This window comes from Campylobacter pinnipediorum subsp. caledonicus, from assembly GCF_002022005.1.
GTDB lineage: Bacteria > Campylobacterota > Campylobacteria > Campylobacterales > Campylobacteraceae > Campylobacter_A > Campylobacter_A caledonicus.
Genome location: NZ_CP017258.1, coordinates 514,536 through 531,312 on the forward strand (window position 1 = coordinate 514,536; position 16,777 = coordinate 531,312).

The 16,777-nt window shown below is 33.1% G+C and carries 12 protein-coding genes, 5 tRNA genes and 1 pseudogene; 16 read left to right on the forward strand and 2 right to left on the reverse strand.

What is annotated here, in order from left to right:
- The first annotated feature begins 4 nt into the window (after positions 1-4).
- Positions 5-489, forward strand: a pseudogene (locus tag CPIN18021_RS02670) (flavodoxin).
- A gap of 56 nt (positions 490-545) precedes the next feature.
- Here CPIN18021_RS02670 and CPIN18021_RS02675 read toward each other — a convergent pair.
- Complete coding sequence (locus CPIN18021_RS02675; protein ID WP_226995934.1) at positions 546-1,388, reverse strand: biotin synthase; 843 nt, start codon at positions 1,386-1,388, stop codon at positions 546-548.
- 226 nt (positions 1,389-1,614) lie between these two features.
- Here CPIN18021_RS02675 and CPIN18021_RS02680 point away from each other — a divergent pair.
- The 14 genes from CPIN18021_RS02680 to hydF all read left to right on the forward strand — a co-directional run bounded on the left by CPIN18021_RS02680 (position 1,615) and on the right by hydF (position 13,374).
- A tRNA-Pro gene (locus CPIN18021_RS02680) sits at positions 1,615-1,692 on the forward strand.
- Between the two features lie 12 nt (positions 1,693-1,704).
- A tRNA-His gene (locus tag CPIN18021_RS02685) sits at positions 1,705-1,781 on the forward strand.
- A gap of 6 nt (positions 1,782-1,787) precedes the next feature.
- Positions 1,788-1,864, forward strand: a tRNA-Arg gene (locus CPIN18021_RS02690).
- 17 nt (positions 1,865-1,881) lie between these two features.
- Positions 1,882-1,958, forward strand: a tRNA-Arg gene (locus CPIN18021_RS02695).
- An 11-nt stretch (positions 1,959-1,969) separates the two neighbouring features.
- A tRNA-Leu gene (locus CPIN18021_RS02700) sits at positions 1,970-2,054 on the forward strand.
- 190 nt (positions 2,055-2,244) lie between these two features.
- Positions 2,245-3,747, forward strand: coding sequence for a [Fe-Fe] hydrogenase large subunit C-terminal domain-containing protein (locus tag CPIN18021_RS02705; protein ID WP_157888040.1), 1,503 nt, complete (start codon positions 2,245-2,247; stop codon positions 3,745-3,747).
- A 222-nt stretch (positions 3,748-3,969) separates the two neighbouring features.
- Positions 3,970-4,569, forward strand: a complete 600-nt coding sequence (locus CPIN18021_RS02710) for a hypothetical protein (protein ID WP_078423042.1) — start codon at positions 3,970-3,972, stop codon at positions 4,567-4,569.
- A gap of 24 nt (positions 4,570-4,593) precedes the next feature.
- The gene (locus CPIN18021_RS02715) at positions 4,594-7,050 is read left to right on the forward strand and encodes a molybdopterin-dependent oxidoreductase (protein ID WP_078424354.1); all 2,457 of its coding nucleotides are present in this window, start codon (positions 4,594-4,596) and stop codon (positions 7,048-7,050) included.
- Positions 7,051-7,280: 230 nt separating this feature from the next.
- A complete protein-coding gene (locus tag CPIN18021_RS02720) occupies positions 7,281-8,630 on the forward strand; it encodes a [Fe-Fe] hydrogenase large subunit C-terminal domain-containing protein (RefSeq protein WP_078423044.1) in 1,350 nt (449 codons plus the stop codon).
- Positions 8,631-8,644: 14 nt separating this feature from the next.
- Positions 8,645-8,992: an iron hydrogenase small subunit gene (locus CPIN18021_RS02725; RefSeq protein ID WP_078424355.1), complete on the forward strand. Its 348-nt coding sequence runs from the start codon at positions 8,645-8,647 to the stop codon at positions 8,990-8,992.
- Positions 8,985-9,668 carry a cytochrome b/b6 domain-containing protein gene (locus CPIN18021_RS02730; RefSeq protein ID WP_078423046.1) on the forward strand — a complete coding sequence of 228 codons (684 nt, stop codon included), beginning with the start codon at positions 8,985-8,987 and terminating at the stop codon, positions 9,666-9,668. Before CPIN18021_RS02725 ends, CPIN18021_RS02730 begins: the two co-directional genes overlap by 8 nt.
- 15 nt (positions 9,669-9,683) lie before the next feature.
- Positions 9,684-11,156: a [FeFe] hydrogenase H-cluster radical SAM maturase HydG gene (gene hydG / locus CPIN18021_RS02735; RefSeq protein ID WP_078398271.1), complete on the forward strand. Its 1,473-nt coding sequence runs from the start codon at positions 9,684-9,686 to the stop codon at positions 11,154-11,156.
- Positions 11,144-12,193, forward strand: a complete 1,050-nt coding sequence (gene hydE / locus CPIN18021_RS02740) for a [FeFe] hydrogenase H-cluster radical SAM maturase HydE (protein ID WP_078423047.1) — start codon at positions 11,144-11,146, stop codon at positions 12,191-12,193. The genes hydG and hydE overlap by 13 nt, the downstream gene beginning before the upstream one ends.
- Positions 12,190-13,374 carry a [FeFe] hydrogenase H-cluster maturation GTPase HydF gene (gene hydF, locus CPIN18021_RS02745; RefSeq protein WP_078424356.1) on the forward strand — a complete coding sequence of 395 codons (1,185 nt, stop codon included), beginning with the start codon at positions 12,190-12,192 and terminating at the stop codon, positions 13,372-13,374. The genes hydE and hydF overlap by 4 nt, the downstream gene beginning before the upstream one ends.
- 18 nt (positions 13,375-13,392) lie before the next feature.
- Here the strand turns inward: hydF and topA are convergent, their stop codons facing one another.
- Positions 13,393-15,480, reverse strand: a complete 2,088-nt coding sequence (gene topA, locus CPIN18021_RS02750; RefSeq protein WP_078424357.1) for a type I DNA topoisomerase — start codon at positions 15,478-15,480, stop codon at positions 13,393-13,395.
- Positions 15,481-15,669: 189 nt separating this feature from the next.
- On the opposite strand from topA, the gene CPIN18021_RS02755 reads away from it, so the two are divergent.
- Positions 15,670-16,761 (forward strand): nicotinate phosphoribosyltransferase, encoded by a 1,092-nt coding sequence (locus CPIN18021_RS02755; protein ID WP_078424358.1) that lies wholly within the window; start codon positions 15,670-15,672, stop codon positions 16,759-16,761.
- The last annotated feature ends 16 nt before the right edge of the window (positions 16,762-16,777 follow it).

Genomic DNA, 16,777 nt, shown 5'->3' on the forward strand with positions numbered 1-16,777 from the left:
CTTAATAAAAGGAGAATATTGTGATTATGGAACCGGAAAAGGAAGCACTGAAGCTGTAGCTAAACTTATAGCTGAAAAATTAGCTTTGCCAAGCGAAGTACTTAATGTAAAAGATATAGATGCAGATAAGATAAATAGCTACGATAAGCTTATCTTTGGAAGCTCTACAAAAGGAAAAGGTGAATTACATGTAGACTGGGCTAAATAAAGCTTGATGGTAAAACAGTTGCTTGCTTTGGTCTTGGAAATGGCGTAGGACATGCTGAAACTTTTTGTAATGCATTAGCAAAATTATATGATGCAGCAAAAGAAGCTGGCGCAAACATGATAGATGCTACTGTAAGTGTAGATGGATACGAATATAAAGATACTATTTCTGTAAGAGATGGAAAATTTATAGGACTTGCTATTGATTGTGTCAATCAAGCTGATTTGACACCTTCAAGAGTTGATGCTTGGGTAGAAAAAATAAAACCAAGTTTTAAATAATCTTGAAAAATATCTCGTTTTTTTAACGAGATATTTTTATAAACTTTGTAGCTATTTTAATGACACTGTGTTAAAAAGTCAAATCCACGTTTTTTTAACTCTTTAATATCATCTGAAATATCTTCACCTTTAGCTGTAAGATAATCTCCCAAAACAATAGCAGCAACACCATAATCAAATATATCATATTGTCTTTCTTTTAGTATCTTTTCTCTGCCTCCAGCTACCATTATCCTAGTTTCTGGAAGATCAGCCACACTTTGTTTTATTATTTCAAATGCTTCATCCACACTAAGCTCAGGAACATCTATTCCTAAACCATCAGCTTTCATAAAAAAGTTTATAGGGCTAGAAAATGGATTTAACTCTTTTAAACTTTTTCTAAAACTTATTCTATCATCTTCACTTTCGCCAAGCCCATAAATTCCACCACAGCAAAGCTCAAGCCCGACCTCTTTTGCGTTAAGATTTGTTAAAAATCTATCCTCCCATGTATGAGTAGAGCATATATTTTTAAAAAAGTTTTGACTTGTTTCTAAGTTGTGATTGTAGCTAAATACCCCAGCATCTCTTAACTCTTTTAGCTGTTCTTTTGTTGCTATACCATTACATGCTATAAGCATCAAATCAGGAACTTCTTTTTTTACAGCTCTTGCTATACTTGCTACCTTTTCGGTTTTTTCATCATCAAGCGCAGCTCCACTTGTTACTAAACAAAATCCAAGAGCATGATTAGCCTTTGCTATTTTTGCTTCATTAACAACTTGATTTTCATCTTTTATCTTATATCTTTTAATTTGTGTTTTTGATTTTATATTTTGTGTACAATATGCACAATCTTCATCACATATACCACAGCTAAGAGAATTTATAGCGCATAACATGATTTTTTTGTTCATAGCCAAGCCTTTTAAAATTATTTTTTACGAAATTTTAGTATAGCGAGTTAGTTTTAATTTGCTTTAAATTTTTTAAATTTAAATTTAAAAATGATGCTTTGTAACACAAATTGTAAATTTATACAAAATATTTATCTTAATTTTGATTATTCCTTGACAATTAATATTTTTTTTGATACTATAACGCTTTTTATGAGGTAGTGGCAGATAACTCATCACAACAATACGGGGTGTAGCGCAGTCTGGTTAGCGCATCTGGTTTGGGACCAGAGGGCCGAAGGTTCGAATCCTTTCACCCCGACCATGTTTTTGTATGGTGAGTGTAGCTCAGTCGGTTAGAGCATCAGATTGTGGTCCTGAGGGTCGTGGGTTCGATTCCCATCACTCACCCCATTTTGGGCGCTCGTAGCTCAATTGGATAGAGCGACAGACTTCGGATCTGTAGGTTATGGGTTCGACTCCTATCGGGCGCGCCACTTGTTCATATTTATATGCGCTCATAGCTCAGCTGGATAGAGCAACAGCCTTCTAAGCCGTAGGTCTCAGGTTCGAATCCTGATGGGCGTACCATTCTTATTGTTGCGGATGTGGTGAAATTGGCAGACACGCCAGACTTAGGATCTGGTGCTTCACAGCGTGGAGGTTCAAGTCCTCTCATCCGCACCACTTTTTAATATTATATTTCACCTTTTCTTTTTTTGCATAATTTTAAACAAATGTATATATTTTATTATTTATTAATAAAAAAATAATAACTATAAGTGTATTTATTATTTTTTATTAAGTATTATCAAGGTAACATGCTTTAATATAATCTTTAATAAATTTAGTAAAATAATAAAAATAGGGGGTTGATATGGATGTTCGTACTGTTAAAACTTTTCCACCTTTTGAGGGAGCTAGAGGAGGAGATGCTGAATTTGAAGGCACTTATAGAAAAGGTGAGCTTAGAGGCATTATTCAAATAAACCCTGATGGATGTGTGGCCTGTGGTATGTGTCGTAAAGTATGTCCAACCAATGCCATAGAAGGTGCGCCAAAAGTTGTTCATAAAATAGATCAAGATTTGTGTGTAGCCTGTGGTCAGTGTTTGATAAAATGTCCATTTGATGTTATAGAGCAGATGAGTTTTGTTGATGAGGTTATAGCTAAGCTAGATGAAAAAAGAATGTTTATGGTTGCCCATCCAGCACCTTCTGTAAGGGTTGCTTTGGCTGAGGAGTTTGGCGGAGAGCCAGGAGAACTTACTACAAATAAAATGTATAATGCATTAGAGCAAGTTGGCTTTAATCTTTATGATGTAAACTTTGCTGCAGACCATACTATACTTGAAGAGGGAACAGAGCTTGTTAAAAAGATTAAGTATTGGATTTTAGGTGAAAGAGATGAGGATTTAAATCATATGGCTTCTCATCCATTTCCACACTTTACAAGCTGCTGTCCTTCTTGGGTAAGAAATGCTGAAATTTTTCATCCTGAGCTAATTCCTCATATTTCAGGAGCAAAATCTCCAATTCAAATGGGCGGTCCTATGGCAAAGACTTGGGCGGCTAAGTTTATATGGGAACAAGATCCAAGAGATATTTATATGGTTTCTATTACTCCATGCACATCAAAGATATATGAGGCTAGTAGACCTGAGTTTAATTCAGCCTATAGATATCTAAAAGAAACAGGAGAAATTCCAGCAGATAGTGCTAGCTTTTCTGATATAGATGCTGTTTTAACATCAAGGGATTTGGCTGAGCTTTTTAGAAGAAAAGGGATAAATCCACTTGAAATGTCATCCGAATACCCAGAAAAGCCTACAAATGTTTATTCTGGTGGTGGAACAATATTTGGAAATAGTGGTGGTGTTATGGAATCAGCTTTAAGAACTGCTTATTATATCCTATCAGGAGAAAATCTAGAAAATCCAGATATTGCATTGGTTAGAGGTCATAGTAATGACTTGGTTGAAGCTGTTATACCTATACCTTTAAAAGATTATGATGGAAAAATATTTGAGCTAAAAGTTGGGGTTGTAAACGGTGCTTCAAAAAATATAGACACTATACTAAAACATATTTCAGAAGACAATAACAGATATCATTTTATAGAGGTTATGAACTGTCCTGGTGGATGTGTAAATGGCGGTGGTCAACCCGTTCAGCCTAAGAAAAATAAAACATATGTAACTATGAGACAAGAAGGTCTTTATAAAGATGATAAGTTATGCCAAGATAAAAAAATAGCTGGCTCTCATCAAAATCCAAGCTGCGCCAAATCTTATGCTGATTTAAATACTGAACCTATGGGAGAAGTCGCAGAAAAACTACTTCACACAAACGCTTACTTTAATAGAAAAAACTTTAACTAAGATCAAACCCACTATAATTAAAATTCTTATAGTGGGTATTTTTAGTATTTTTAAATTCTTTATGTCTTATCCTTAACTAAGGTATTTTATATATGCAAAAAATACATTTTTTCAAAATGTAACAAAGTTGCATAAAAATAACATTTTATAATACCCTTTAATGCTATATAAAGCCTTATAATATTAGCATTATAATCTAATTATATTATTTAAGGATATTGTATGAAAAAATCTATGGCAAGTATACTTTTGATAGCTTGCTTTGCAAATGCCCAGCAGGGTTATTTAAGCAAACATGTTGAAATTTCAAAAGATGGTAATGTTATAGGTGTTGCTACAACTCTTACTCCTGTTGAGATTATTAGCGATAATAACGGGGTAGCAAATGTAAAAATAACAGGTTTTGTTAATGAAAACTATCAAGAAAAATTAGTTCTTGATCCAGTTAAATACGAAGAATATGCTATTTTTAATACAGATGGAGAAAAAGCAACTTACGAAGGGGATATAAATCCATATATAAAAAATAGTGGAAAGATAGAGGATGATTATGGTGAAATATGGCTAAAAGCTGAAATTTCATTTGATGTTCCAAAAGATTCTGTGGTATATGATCCAAACCCGCTTTATGCAAAAGCTAAAGGCTTGTATGAACAAACTTGTTCTGCATGTCATCATTTGCATGACACTACTGAATTCACCGTTGGTCAGTGGCCAGCAGCTATTGAAAGTATGGAGAGTGCTGGTTATATTGTTTTAGAGCCTAGCCAGCGTGATTTGATTACTAAATTTCTTCAGCATAACGCTAAAGATATAAAATGAGAACAACTCATAAAAGGAGAAAATATGAAAAGGCGAGATTTTTTAAAATTTAGTGGAGTTGCTGCTACTGCAGCACAAGCAAGTCGTATAGATGGTATTACTGAAACTATTTTTGATAGCAAAAGAGTATTGGGGGTTAATCGTTTCGGACCTTTTTATGCAAATTTAAATAGCGATCAAATAGTAAGTGTGGATAGCTTTGAAGGCGATGCTTTTCCAAATACTATGAACAACTCACTACCTGATCGCATCCAAAACGAAAGCCGTGTGATGTATCCTTATGTAAGAAAAAGCTACCTAGAAAAGAAAGGTCCAAGCAAATCCGAACTTCGTGGGCAAGATGAGTTTGTAAGGGTTAGTTGGGATGTGGCGCTTGATCTAGCTGCTAAGGCTCTAAAAGAAAATTTTGATAAATATGGCCCTGAGGCTATTTATGGTGAATGCTACTGGTGGGGCGGTAGTGGTAAGGTTAGCTGGGGAAGAACAGTTGCACATAGAATGCTAAATATCTTGGGTGGATATGTGGAAGAAACTGATGATTATTCAACAGGTGCTGGTATAGCCATAATGCCTTATGTTTTTGGTTCTACTACTGTTTATGATGCTCCTACACGCTGGGAAGCGATAGTAAAAGAGTGCAAAAACATTGTATTTTGGGGAACAGACCCTGTTCTTACAAATCAAATAGCAACAGGAGTTCCTACACACAATAACTACGAATACTTTACTAAAATCAAGGAGCTTAAGAAAACGGGCAAGATGACAATCACAAGCATTGATACTTATCGCAATAATACAGCACGCTATTTAGAAAGTGATTATGTGCCAGTTCGCCCAAATACCGATACAGCAATGATGATAGGAATGTGTCATTATCTATATGAAAGTAAACTTTATGATGAAAAATTTATAAAAAAATACACAGTTGGATTTAATAAATTTAAAGATTACTTTTTAGGCAAAAACGATGGCGTGGTTAAAGACTTAAAATGGGCCAGTGTTATATGTAATGTTTCTGTTGATAAATTAGAACAACTATGCCAAATGCTTGCAAAAGACAACTCTATACTAATAGCCGGTCGTGCATTGCAAAGACAAGACCATGGAGAACAGACATTTTGGATGATAGCAACATTGTCAGCTATGCTAGGGCATATAGGTAAAGTCGGTGGTGGATTTGAGTTTAGCTTAGGTTATAATGGTGGCGGTCCTAAGAGTATGATAGCGCCTGGACTAAAAGGTATGTCAGCTTTACCAAGTGAAAAATATACAACCCCTGATAGTCCATGGGTAAAAAATAAAAACTATACTATACCAACAAGTAGAAGTATTCAGTCTCTAGAAACCCCTGGTGTGGAGATAGATTTTAAAGGTCGCAAAATAAAACTACCTCATATGAGAGTAGCATACAACGCAAGTGGTTCTATGTTTACACGTCATCAAGATATAAATCGTGCTGTTAAGGCATGGAAAAAACTTGATACAGTTATTACAGCAGAGCCTTTTTGGACAAGTTGTGCGAAATTTAGCGATATAGTATTGCCGGTTGCAATAGAAGGAGAAAGAACAGATATAAATAGTTCAAACTCAACAAATGAATATATATTTGCAATGAAGCCTATTATCAAGCCTATGGGAGAGAGTAAGAGTGATTTTGAAATTTGTCGTGAAATTTGTAAGCGTTGGGGTATGGAAGAGACATTTACAGAGGGCAAAGATGAGCTAGCTTGGGTTAAAGAATTCTTTACTGATGCTATGGAGCAAGCAAAAGATTTAGGCTATCAAAATTTACCTAGTTTTGATGAGTTTTGGGAAAAAGGCTATGTTAGATTTGATAAAGAGGATGAGAGCAAGAAGTATTATACTAGACTTAAGTCTTATAGAGAAAATCCAAATAAAAACAGATTAGGGACACCATCAGGAAAGATTGAACTCTATTCACCTGCTATAGCTAAGATGAACTATAAGGATTGTTTCGGACATCCTGCTTGGTTTGAGCCATTTGAGTGGTTGGGTGATAAAAAACAAGCTAAAAAATATCCGATAGCTATATCTAGTCCACACAGCCGTTTCCGCTTGCACTCTCAGCTTAACAACTCTATCATAAGAGAGTATGCAGAGGTATCTGCTAGAGAGCCTATGATAATAAGCCCTAAAGCAGCGGAACAAAGAGGCATAAAAACTGGCGATATAGTTAGAGTGTTTAACGATAGAGGTGAAATTCTTTGTGGTGCGATAGTAAGCGATATAGCTCAAGATGATGTTGGAATTATTTGTGAGGGTGCTTGGTATGACCCTGAAGTTTGGGGTAAAAAAAGCTTATGTCAACACGGAAATATAAATGTCTTAACAAATGACAAAGGTTCAAGTAGTTTAGGACAAAGCAATTGCGCTCATACATTACTAGTTCAAGTTGAAAAATACAAAGGAGTAGTAAGAGAAATTAGAGCGTTTGGTAAGCCAAAAATTTTAAATAAATAAAATACAAGAGAGGTAATTTTATCTCTCTTAAATATTATTTGTAAATTTTAAATAGCTACAAATAATTTTAAAATTAACTCTTTACACACATAGTTTATTCAAAACAATATTTTTTATATTTTTTATTATCTTTTAAGGACAGTGTATATAATATTAAAAATATAATATTTTATTTAAATTTAAAGATTTGATTAAAATAGATTCTTAATATAGCCTAGGGGAGGTTTATTATGGGTGTTTATACTGTAAAGACTTTTCCGCCTTCTGTAAATTCAAGAGGTGGTGATGCAGAGTTTGAAGGTACTTATAGAAAAGGTGAACTTAGGGGAATTATCCAAATCAATCAAGATGATTGTGTTGGATGTGATACCTGTAGCAAGTTTTGTCCTACTGAAGCCATAGATGGTTCGCTTGGTGTAGCGCATAAGATAGATCAAAACTTATGTGTAGCCTGTGGTCAGTGTTTGATTAATTGTCCATTTGGCGTTATAGAACAGATGAGTTTTGTTGATGAGGTTATAAAAAAGTTAGAAGATAAAAAGACTTTTGTGGTTGCTCATCCTGCACCTTCTGTAAGAGTGGCTTTAGCTGAAGAGTTTGGCGGAGAGCCAGGAGATCTAACGATAAATAAAATGTATAATGCATTAGAAAAAGTTGGTTTTAATATGTATGATGTAAACTTTGCAGCAGACCATACCATACTTGAAGAGGGAACAGAACTCATTAAAAAGATAAAATACTGGGTTTTGGGAGAAAGAAGCGATGATTTAAATCATATGGCAGCTCATCCTTTCCCGCATTTTACAAGTTGCTGTCCTGCATGGGTAAGAAATGCTGAAATTTTTCATCCTGAATTAATACCGCATATTTCAGGAGCAAAATCTCCGATTCAGATGGGCGGTCCTTTAGCTAAAACATGGGCTGCCAAATTTATATGGGACAAAGACCCAAGAGATATTTTTATGGTTTCTATTACACCATGTACTGCAAAAATATTTGAAGCTAGTAGACCTGAGTTTGACTCAGCCTATAGATATCTAAAAGAAACAGGAGAAATACCAGCAGATACTGCTAGTTTTCCTGATATAGATGCTGTTTTAACAGCTAGGGATTTAGCTGAGCTTTTTAGAAGAAAAGGTATAAATCCACTTGAAATGTCAGCTGAGTATCCTGAAAAAGTTATGAATGTTTATTCTGGTGGTGGAACTATATTTGGTAATAGTGGTGGTGTTATGGAGGCCGCTTTAAGAACTGCTTATTATTTACTTTCAGGTCAAAATTTAAAAGATCCAGAGCTTACACCTGTTAGAGGTTATGATAATGACTTAACACAAGCTGTTATCCCTATACCTTTAAAGGATTATGATGGTAAAATTCTTGAACTAAAAATTGCTGTTGTAAACGGGGCTTCAAGAAATCTTAGTACAATTATAAAACATATAACAAAAGATAGCAACAAATATCACTTTATAGAGGTTATGAATTGTCCTGGTGGATGTGTAAATGGTGGCGGTCAGCCTGTTCAAGCTATGGGTACTTCGTGGTTACATCCACTTTTACCACTTCCTTTAAGAGCATAGTAAAAGGATAGAAAATGAGATATCAATATATAGAAAAACCGGTTGGAAAAATATTTTCAAGAAGAGATTTTTTAAAAGTTGGTGGTATTTGCACAGCTGTTGTAGCAATGAGCGGATATGCTATAACAGATATTATTAAAAAGAGAAAAGCCTATATAGCAATGAGACAAAATGGCCTTTATAAGGATGATAAAAGATGTCAACAAATGAATATCACAAGTTCTCATCAAAATCCAAGTTGTGCTAAATCTTATGCTGATTTAAAAACAGAACCGATGGGTGAAATAGCAGAAAAGTTACTTCATACAAATGCTTATTTTGATCGTAAAAATTTGCTTTTAAAAGGAGTAAGTCATGCTTAGTAATCAAAGAGTTTTAAAATTCCCGTTGTCAGAAAAAGTTTTCCATAACCTAAATTTAGTAACATGGACAGGTCTTGCTGTTACTGGGATATTGATTTATTTTAAGTTAGTTGATGAAAAAATGTCTGAAATACTTATGGATTGGCATATAGGTATAGCTATTGTATTTACTATGAATTTCTTTGGTTTTATGTTTTTGAATTTTGATAGATTTACATTAATGCTAAGAAATTTATTTATATGGGATAAAGATACTTTTGCTTGGTTTAAAAACTTTGGTGGTTACCCAAGAAGACTTTTTGGTATAAAATTTGGACCAGAAGAAGTCGCCCCTCAAGGTAGATTTAATGCCGGACAAAAGGCAACTTATATTATATTTATGTTTATGATATTTGCTCTTATCGTTACAGGTTGGCTACTTTATGCTTATCCAGCGGCAATTGGTAAAGTTGTTACTAAATGGATGTTTATATTTCATGTTTGGGCCTCAATTTTAACAACTTTAATAGCTTTTTGTGCTCATATGCCACTAGCTTTAATAAATATTGAAGACTTTAAAGCTATGTTTAGATTTGGACCAGGAGATGTGCCTTTGGAAGATGCGCATCATCACGCCCCAAAATGGGTAAAGGAGGATTTAATATCTATTGACGGCAATCTAAAAACAATAAAATAATAAGGAGAAAAATATATGTCATGGACAAGTGAGAGATATCAAAAAATAGTTGAATGGGTTAATAAGCACGAATATGAAAATTTCATAGATGAAGATGAGATACATAGTATTTTAGAAAAAACAAAGAATGCTAGCAAAGAAGAAGTAAGAGCTATAATAGCAAAAGCTAAACAAAATGCATCTAATGGGGCTATGCTTAGTCCTTATGAAACAGCTGTTTTATTGAATAACTCTCACGATGAGCTTTGGGAAGAAATTTTTGATGCAGCAACATGGGTAAAAACAGAGGTTTACGGCGATAGAATGGTATTATTCTCTCCTCTTTATATATCAAGCCCATGTGTAAACAACTGCAAATATTGTGGTTTTGCAGAGTCAAATACCGAGCATAATAAAAAAATATTGCGTGAAGAAGAGCTAAAAAATGAAGTAACTTCTATGCTCGATATGGGTCAAAAACGACTTGTTGCTGTTTATGGAGAACACCCAAAAAGTGATCACAACTTTATAGCACAAAGTGTAAGAACTATTTATGGAGTTAAAAAAGGTAATTTAAGTATGCGTAGAGTAAATATAAACGCAGCTCCACTTTTTGAAGACGAATACAAGATAGTTCATAACGAAGGCATCGGAACATTTCAGGTTTTTCAAGAAACATACCACAGACAAACCTACAAAGAAAATCATCCAGAAAATACACTAAAAGGTATTTATGATTGGCGTGTTTTTGCTCTTCATAGAGCATTAAAAGCCGGGCTTGATGATGTTGCGATAGGTGCTTTACTTGGTCTTTATGATTATAAATTTGAAATTTTAGGATTATTGTTTCATGCGATGAGCTTGGAAAAATACTTTGGAATAGGACCTCATACAATATCTTTTCCTCGTATTAAAAAAGCATCTGGTGCAAATAACGATGATATGCCTTATGCTTTAGATGACGATGAGTTTTTAAGAGCTATTGCTATCATCCGCTTAATGTGTCCGTTTACAGGAACGATACTTACAGCAAGAGAAGAGCCTGAGCTAAGGAACAAGGCTATTCAAAGATGTGGAATTTCTCAAATGGATGCTGGAACAAATATAGAAATTGGTGGATATTCAAAAGATAACAAGATAGATGAGCTAAATAAACAACAATTTCAAATTGGCGATCATCGCTGTATAGATGAGTTTGTTATAAATGTTATGAAAAAAGATAGAATTCCAAGCTTTTGCACATCTTGTTATAGAGAAGGTAGAACTGGTGATCACTTTATGCCTTATGCAAAAAATGCAAAGATAAAATACCTTTGTCTTCCAAATGCTATTTTGACTTTAAAAGAGTATTTGCTTGATTATGGCTCAGAGGAGGCTAGAAATTTAGGCGAAAATGTTATAATTCCAAAATATTTAAAAGAGCTTGAACAAAATTTACCTCATATTGCAGAAAAAGTTAGAACACTTATAACTGCAATGGAAAACGGAGAAAGAGATTGTCATCTTTAGAATTTATAAACGAACTTTATAATACACATACGACATCACTTAAAGGTCTTGAAGAGATAATAAAAGATGAAAGCAACTGTGATTATCTCTTTGAGGCTGCTGATAAAACTAGGCGCAAATACTCAAAACAAGAGGTGCATTTAAAAGCACTTATAGAAATTTCAAATATATGCACCAAAACTTGCTTTTATTGTGGTTTAAGACAAGCAAATAAAGTCGTAAACCGTTACAAGATAGAGCCTGATGATATAATAAACTATGCAAAAGAAGCAGCTCAAGTAGGCTATAAAACCATAGTTTTACAATCAGGCGAAAGTAACATTTTTAGCGATGACGATATGTGTAAAATACTTAGAGGTATTAAAAAATTTGGAGTTCAAATCACACTAAGCCTTGGAGAAAAGAGCTTTGAACAATATAAGGCTTATAAAGAGGCCGGTGCAAATAGATATCTTTTAAGGATAGAAACAACAGATGAAAAACTTTATAAGCGTTTTCATCCAGGAATGAGTTTGGATAACAGAATAAGATGTCTACAAGACTTAAAAACATTAGGCTATGAAACCGGTAGCGGTTTACTTGTAGGACTTCCAGATACAAATCCTGAAATTTTAGCAAAAGATTTGATGTTTTTGAAAAAATTTGATTTTGACATGGTTGGCATAGGTCCTTTTATCCCAGCTGACAACACTCCTCTTTCTAATGAAAAGGGAGGAAGTGTTCATATGGCAATAAAACTAATAGCCATAACAAGGCTATTATTACCTAATATAAACATACCAGCAACAACAGCGATAGAGACTATAGATCCAAACGAAGGTAGAAAAAAGGCACTCAAAAGCGGTGCAAATGTAATAATGCCATCCATAACAAATGGAAAATATCAAGACTTATATAGACTTTATCCTAAGAAATTTTACATAAAATCTGATGTAAGTGAGACATATACAAAATTTGATAATCTTTTATTTTCCATAGGAGATAAAGTATCTTTAGAAAATGGTGATAGTATGAGATTTAATCAGAGATTAAAATGAATACACCAAAGCTTTTAAGATTAAAAATCGGTATTTTTGGTAGGCGAAATGTAGGCAAATCAAGCATTATGAATATGTTAAGCGACCAAGATGCATCTATCGTTTCGGATGTAGCTGGAACAACAACCGATGTTGTTGAAAAAAGCATAGAAATTCACGGCATAGGTGCTGCTGTTTTGCTTGATACGGCTGGAGTTGATGATGTAGGAGAGCTTGGAGCAAAGAGAATTCTAAAAACAAAAAAGGCTATTGATGAGATAGATATAGCTATTTTGGTTTTAGAGTCTAATAAAATCACTGATTTTGAAACCGACTTGATAGCGGATTTTAAACAAAATAAAAAACCATTTTTAATCTTTGTAAATAAATGCGATACACAAAAGCCAAATGATAATTTTTTAAAGCAAATAAACGAACATGATTTTGTCTTAACATCTGCAAAAACAAAACTAAATTTAGAAGAAGTTTATGATACGCTACTTAAAACTACAAAAAAAATAAAGCCCGATGAGAGTAGCTTGTTTGATGGAATTTTAAAAGAAGAAGATTTGGTTTTGCTTGTAGCACCTATTGATGAAGAAGCCCCAAAGGATAGACTTATACTACCACAAGTTCAGGCTATAAGAAAAATACTTGATAATAAAGCTTTTTCTTTAGTTACTCAAGATAGTGATATATCAAAGATATGTCAAAGAGTAAGACCTGATTTGATAGTGTGCGATTCGCAGTGTGTTTTAGAGGTTATAAAAACAGCTCCAAAAGATATAAATATAACTACTTTTTCTATACTTATGTCAAGATTAAAGGGTGATTTAAAAGAGTTCATACTTGGTGCAAACAAGATAGATGAACTGAAAAATAATGATAAAATTTTAATAGCAGAAGCCTGCACTCATAATACAAAAGATGGTGATATAGCTAGGGTTAAAATACCAAAGTTGCTTAGAAAATTTACACAAAAAGAGTTAGAATTTCATTACACAAATGGAAAAGACTATCCTGATAACTTAAATGAGTTTGCTGTTATAATTCATTGTGGTGGTTGCATGATAAATAAAAATTTAATGCAAAGCAGGATAAATAAAGCAAAAAACTCAGAAATTTGCATAACTAACTATGGTATAGCGATATCAAAATGCCAAGGTGTTTTGGATAGGGTTATTAAGATATTTGATTTTTAGATATTTAAAAGATGAGATTTAAATCTCATCTTTATTTTTACACTCAATACATTCAGCAAATGTTCCTTTTTTTAGCTCTTTTTTGATTGTGTTTCCGCCACATTTGCTACACTTTTGTATAAGTGGTTCATAAGAGCTTATAAAATCACATTTAGGGTAGTTAGAACATCCATAAAATTTACCACGCCTTGAAAATCTTTGAACTATATCGCCACCACATTTTGGACATGGTGTTTCTATTTTTATTGGTTGTTTTTTTTGTGCGGTTTCTTTAGTATCTTGTTTGTCAGATTCTATATTTCTTGAATACTTGCATTTAGGGAAATTCCCACAAGCGATAAATTTACCGTATCTGCCACTTCTTTCTAAGAGTTCCCCTCCGCATTCAGGACATTTTTCACCTATTGGATTTGCAACTTTTAAGCTTTTTATATTTGTCTTGCCTGAAGCTATTTTTTCCATAAAAGGATGATAAAAATCACCTAAAACATTTTGCCAATCAGCTTGATTTGATGCTATAAGGTCAAGTTTTGCTTCTAAGTTAGAAGTAAATTCGCTATCTACTATATCGTTAAAATGCTCTTGTAAAACACTCATTATAATAAATGAAATTTCATTTGGTATAAGCTGTTTTTTCTCTACTTTTACATAATCTCTTGATGTTAGAAGTGATATTGTAGGTGCATAAGTAGATGGTCTTCCTATACCAAGGCTTTCTAACTTTTTAACAAGCCCAGCCTCTGAATATCTTGAAGGTGGCTCTGTAAAATGTTCTGTTTGCTCTATGCTTTGAATATTTAATTCATCATTGATATTTAAACTAGGTAAGATTTTATCTTTGTCTAAATCGCCATAAACTTTATAAAAACCATCAAATACCATCTTTTTGCCACTAAGTTTGAACTCTGAATTTTCACTTGTTATAAAAACATTTTGGGTTTCACTTATGCTTTGACTCATTTGACATGCTAAAAATCTATTGTAAATTAGTGTGTATAGTCTTAATGCATCTTTTTCTAAAAACTTAGCAGCAATTGTTGGTGTGAAGTTTAAATTTGTGGGTCTTATTGCTTCGTGTGCCTCTTGTGCACCTTTTGATTTTGTCACATAAGATACAGCTTTGCTTGGTAGATATTTATCTCCAAACTCATTTTTTATAAGATCTCTCGCTGCTTCAACAGCCTCTTTTGCTAGATTTAAACTATCAGTTCTCATATATGTTATTGCGCCCATAAAACCATCATTTGTTTGGACGCCTTCGTATAAATTTTGAGCTATCATCATTGTCTTTTTGGGGCTAAAGCCAAGGACATTGCTTGCATTTTGTTGCAATGTTGATGTCATAAATGGAGGCTGAGGACTTGTCTTTCTCTCTTTGCTTTCTATATTGCTTACAATAAATTTATCATTTTTAAGTGTATCAACTATAAGTTTTGCTCTATCAGGATTTGTTATAGTTATTTTTTCTATTTTTTGATTTTGAAACTTTATCAAATCGGCTTCTAAATCTTTTTTAAATTTAGTATCTATACTAAAATATCTAACTGGTTTAAATGCTTGTATCTCTTTTTCTCTATCCACTATGATTTTTAAAGCAGCACTTTGAACCCTGCCAGCACTTAAGCCTTTTTGTATTTTAAGATTTAACAACGGACTTAGTTTGTATCCAACTATCCTATCCAAAAGTCGTCTTGTTTGCTGGGCATTTACACTATCCATATCTATCACTCTTGGATTTGAAAGAGCATTTTGTATGGCATTTTTTGTAATTTCATGAAAGACTATTCTAGGTAGCTTGTTTGCGTCTTTTCCTATTGCACTTGCTATATGAAATGCAATAGCCTCTCCCTCTCTATCCTCATCGGTAGCTAGGTATATTTGATCAGCTTTTTTGGCTAACTCTTTTATCTCTTTTACTATTTTTGAATGGTCTGCACTAACCCTATACTCCGGCTTAAATTTATCATCTTCTATTTTTATGCCAAAGCTGGTTTTTGGAAGATCTCTTATGTGTCCTTTTGAAGCTATAACGTCATAGTCATCACCTAAAAAATTCTTTATCGTCTTCGCTTTTGCAGGAGATTCTACTATTATTAGACTTCTCATACAATTTCCTTTTATTGATTATATAATTTGTAATTGTATCAAAAAATAACAATAATTTTTAAACTTACATTATAATTTATTAAATTTTTTATTTGCAATTTCTTTTTTTGTATGTAAAATAAATGATGATTTAAAATAATTTTAGTTAGAATGAAAATATTATCATGTCATATTAATTAAGGGGCTTTAGTGATTAGCGAAATTGAATTAAAAAAGCAGGGTAAAATACAAAGACTTACAAATAAAACTTTTAAATTTGATGAAAGAATTGCAAGTGGATTTTACACAGCTGAGTATTTTTTAAAAGTAAATAAAATAATAAAACAAAATCTTGCAAATCAAACCGTTACAATGCAGTGGTTTCAAAGAAAAGACAATATAATGCTGTGCGGTATAGATGAAGCTATATCTATCTTGCATACATTTGCTAAAAATGTAGATAAATTAAAAATTTATGCTTTAAATGATGGTGATATTATAAACTCACATGAACCTGTTTTGCGTGTAAGTGGTAGATATGAGGACTTTGGATTTTTAGAAAATATAATAGATGCTGTTCTTGCTAGAAGAAGTAGTATTGCAACTAATGCGATGCGTGTTGTCAGTGTGGCAAATAAAAAGGATATTTTTTGTATGGCTGATAGACAAGATGATATTTATACGCAAATAGGCGATGGATATGCCGCTTATGTAGCAGGCATAAACAAAGTAGCCACAAATGCCCAAGGGCTATGGTGGGGCGGTATGGGTCGAGGCACTATGCCTCATGCTTTAATTCAAATTTGTGGTGGAGATATTTTAAAAGCCTGTGAGCTTTATATCAAAACATTTCCGGAAGAAAAAATTACAGCCTTGGTTGATTATAATAATGATGTTATAAATGATTCTTTAAAAGTAGCAAGAGAGTTTAAAGATAAAATCGCTGCTGTTAGAGTTGATACATCTTCAAATTTGATAGATAAATATTTCTTAGATAAAGATACAATTGGGTTTGATCCACACGGTGTTTGTAAAGAACTTATTTTTGCACTTAGGTGTGCTTTGGATAATAATGGTTTTGAAAATATAAAAATAGTTGTTAGTTCGGGGTTTACACCAGAAAAGATTGCTGATTTTGAAAAATTTAATACCCCAGTTGATGTTTATGGTGTTGGAAGCTTTATAACCAAAAATGATACTTGTGGTTTTACTGGAGATTTGGTTGAGTTAAACGGTAAAAAAGAGGCAAAATTTGGCAGGAAATTTATAGATTCTGATAGACTTAAAATAGTTAATTTTTAAAATAAAATTTAAACCC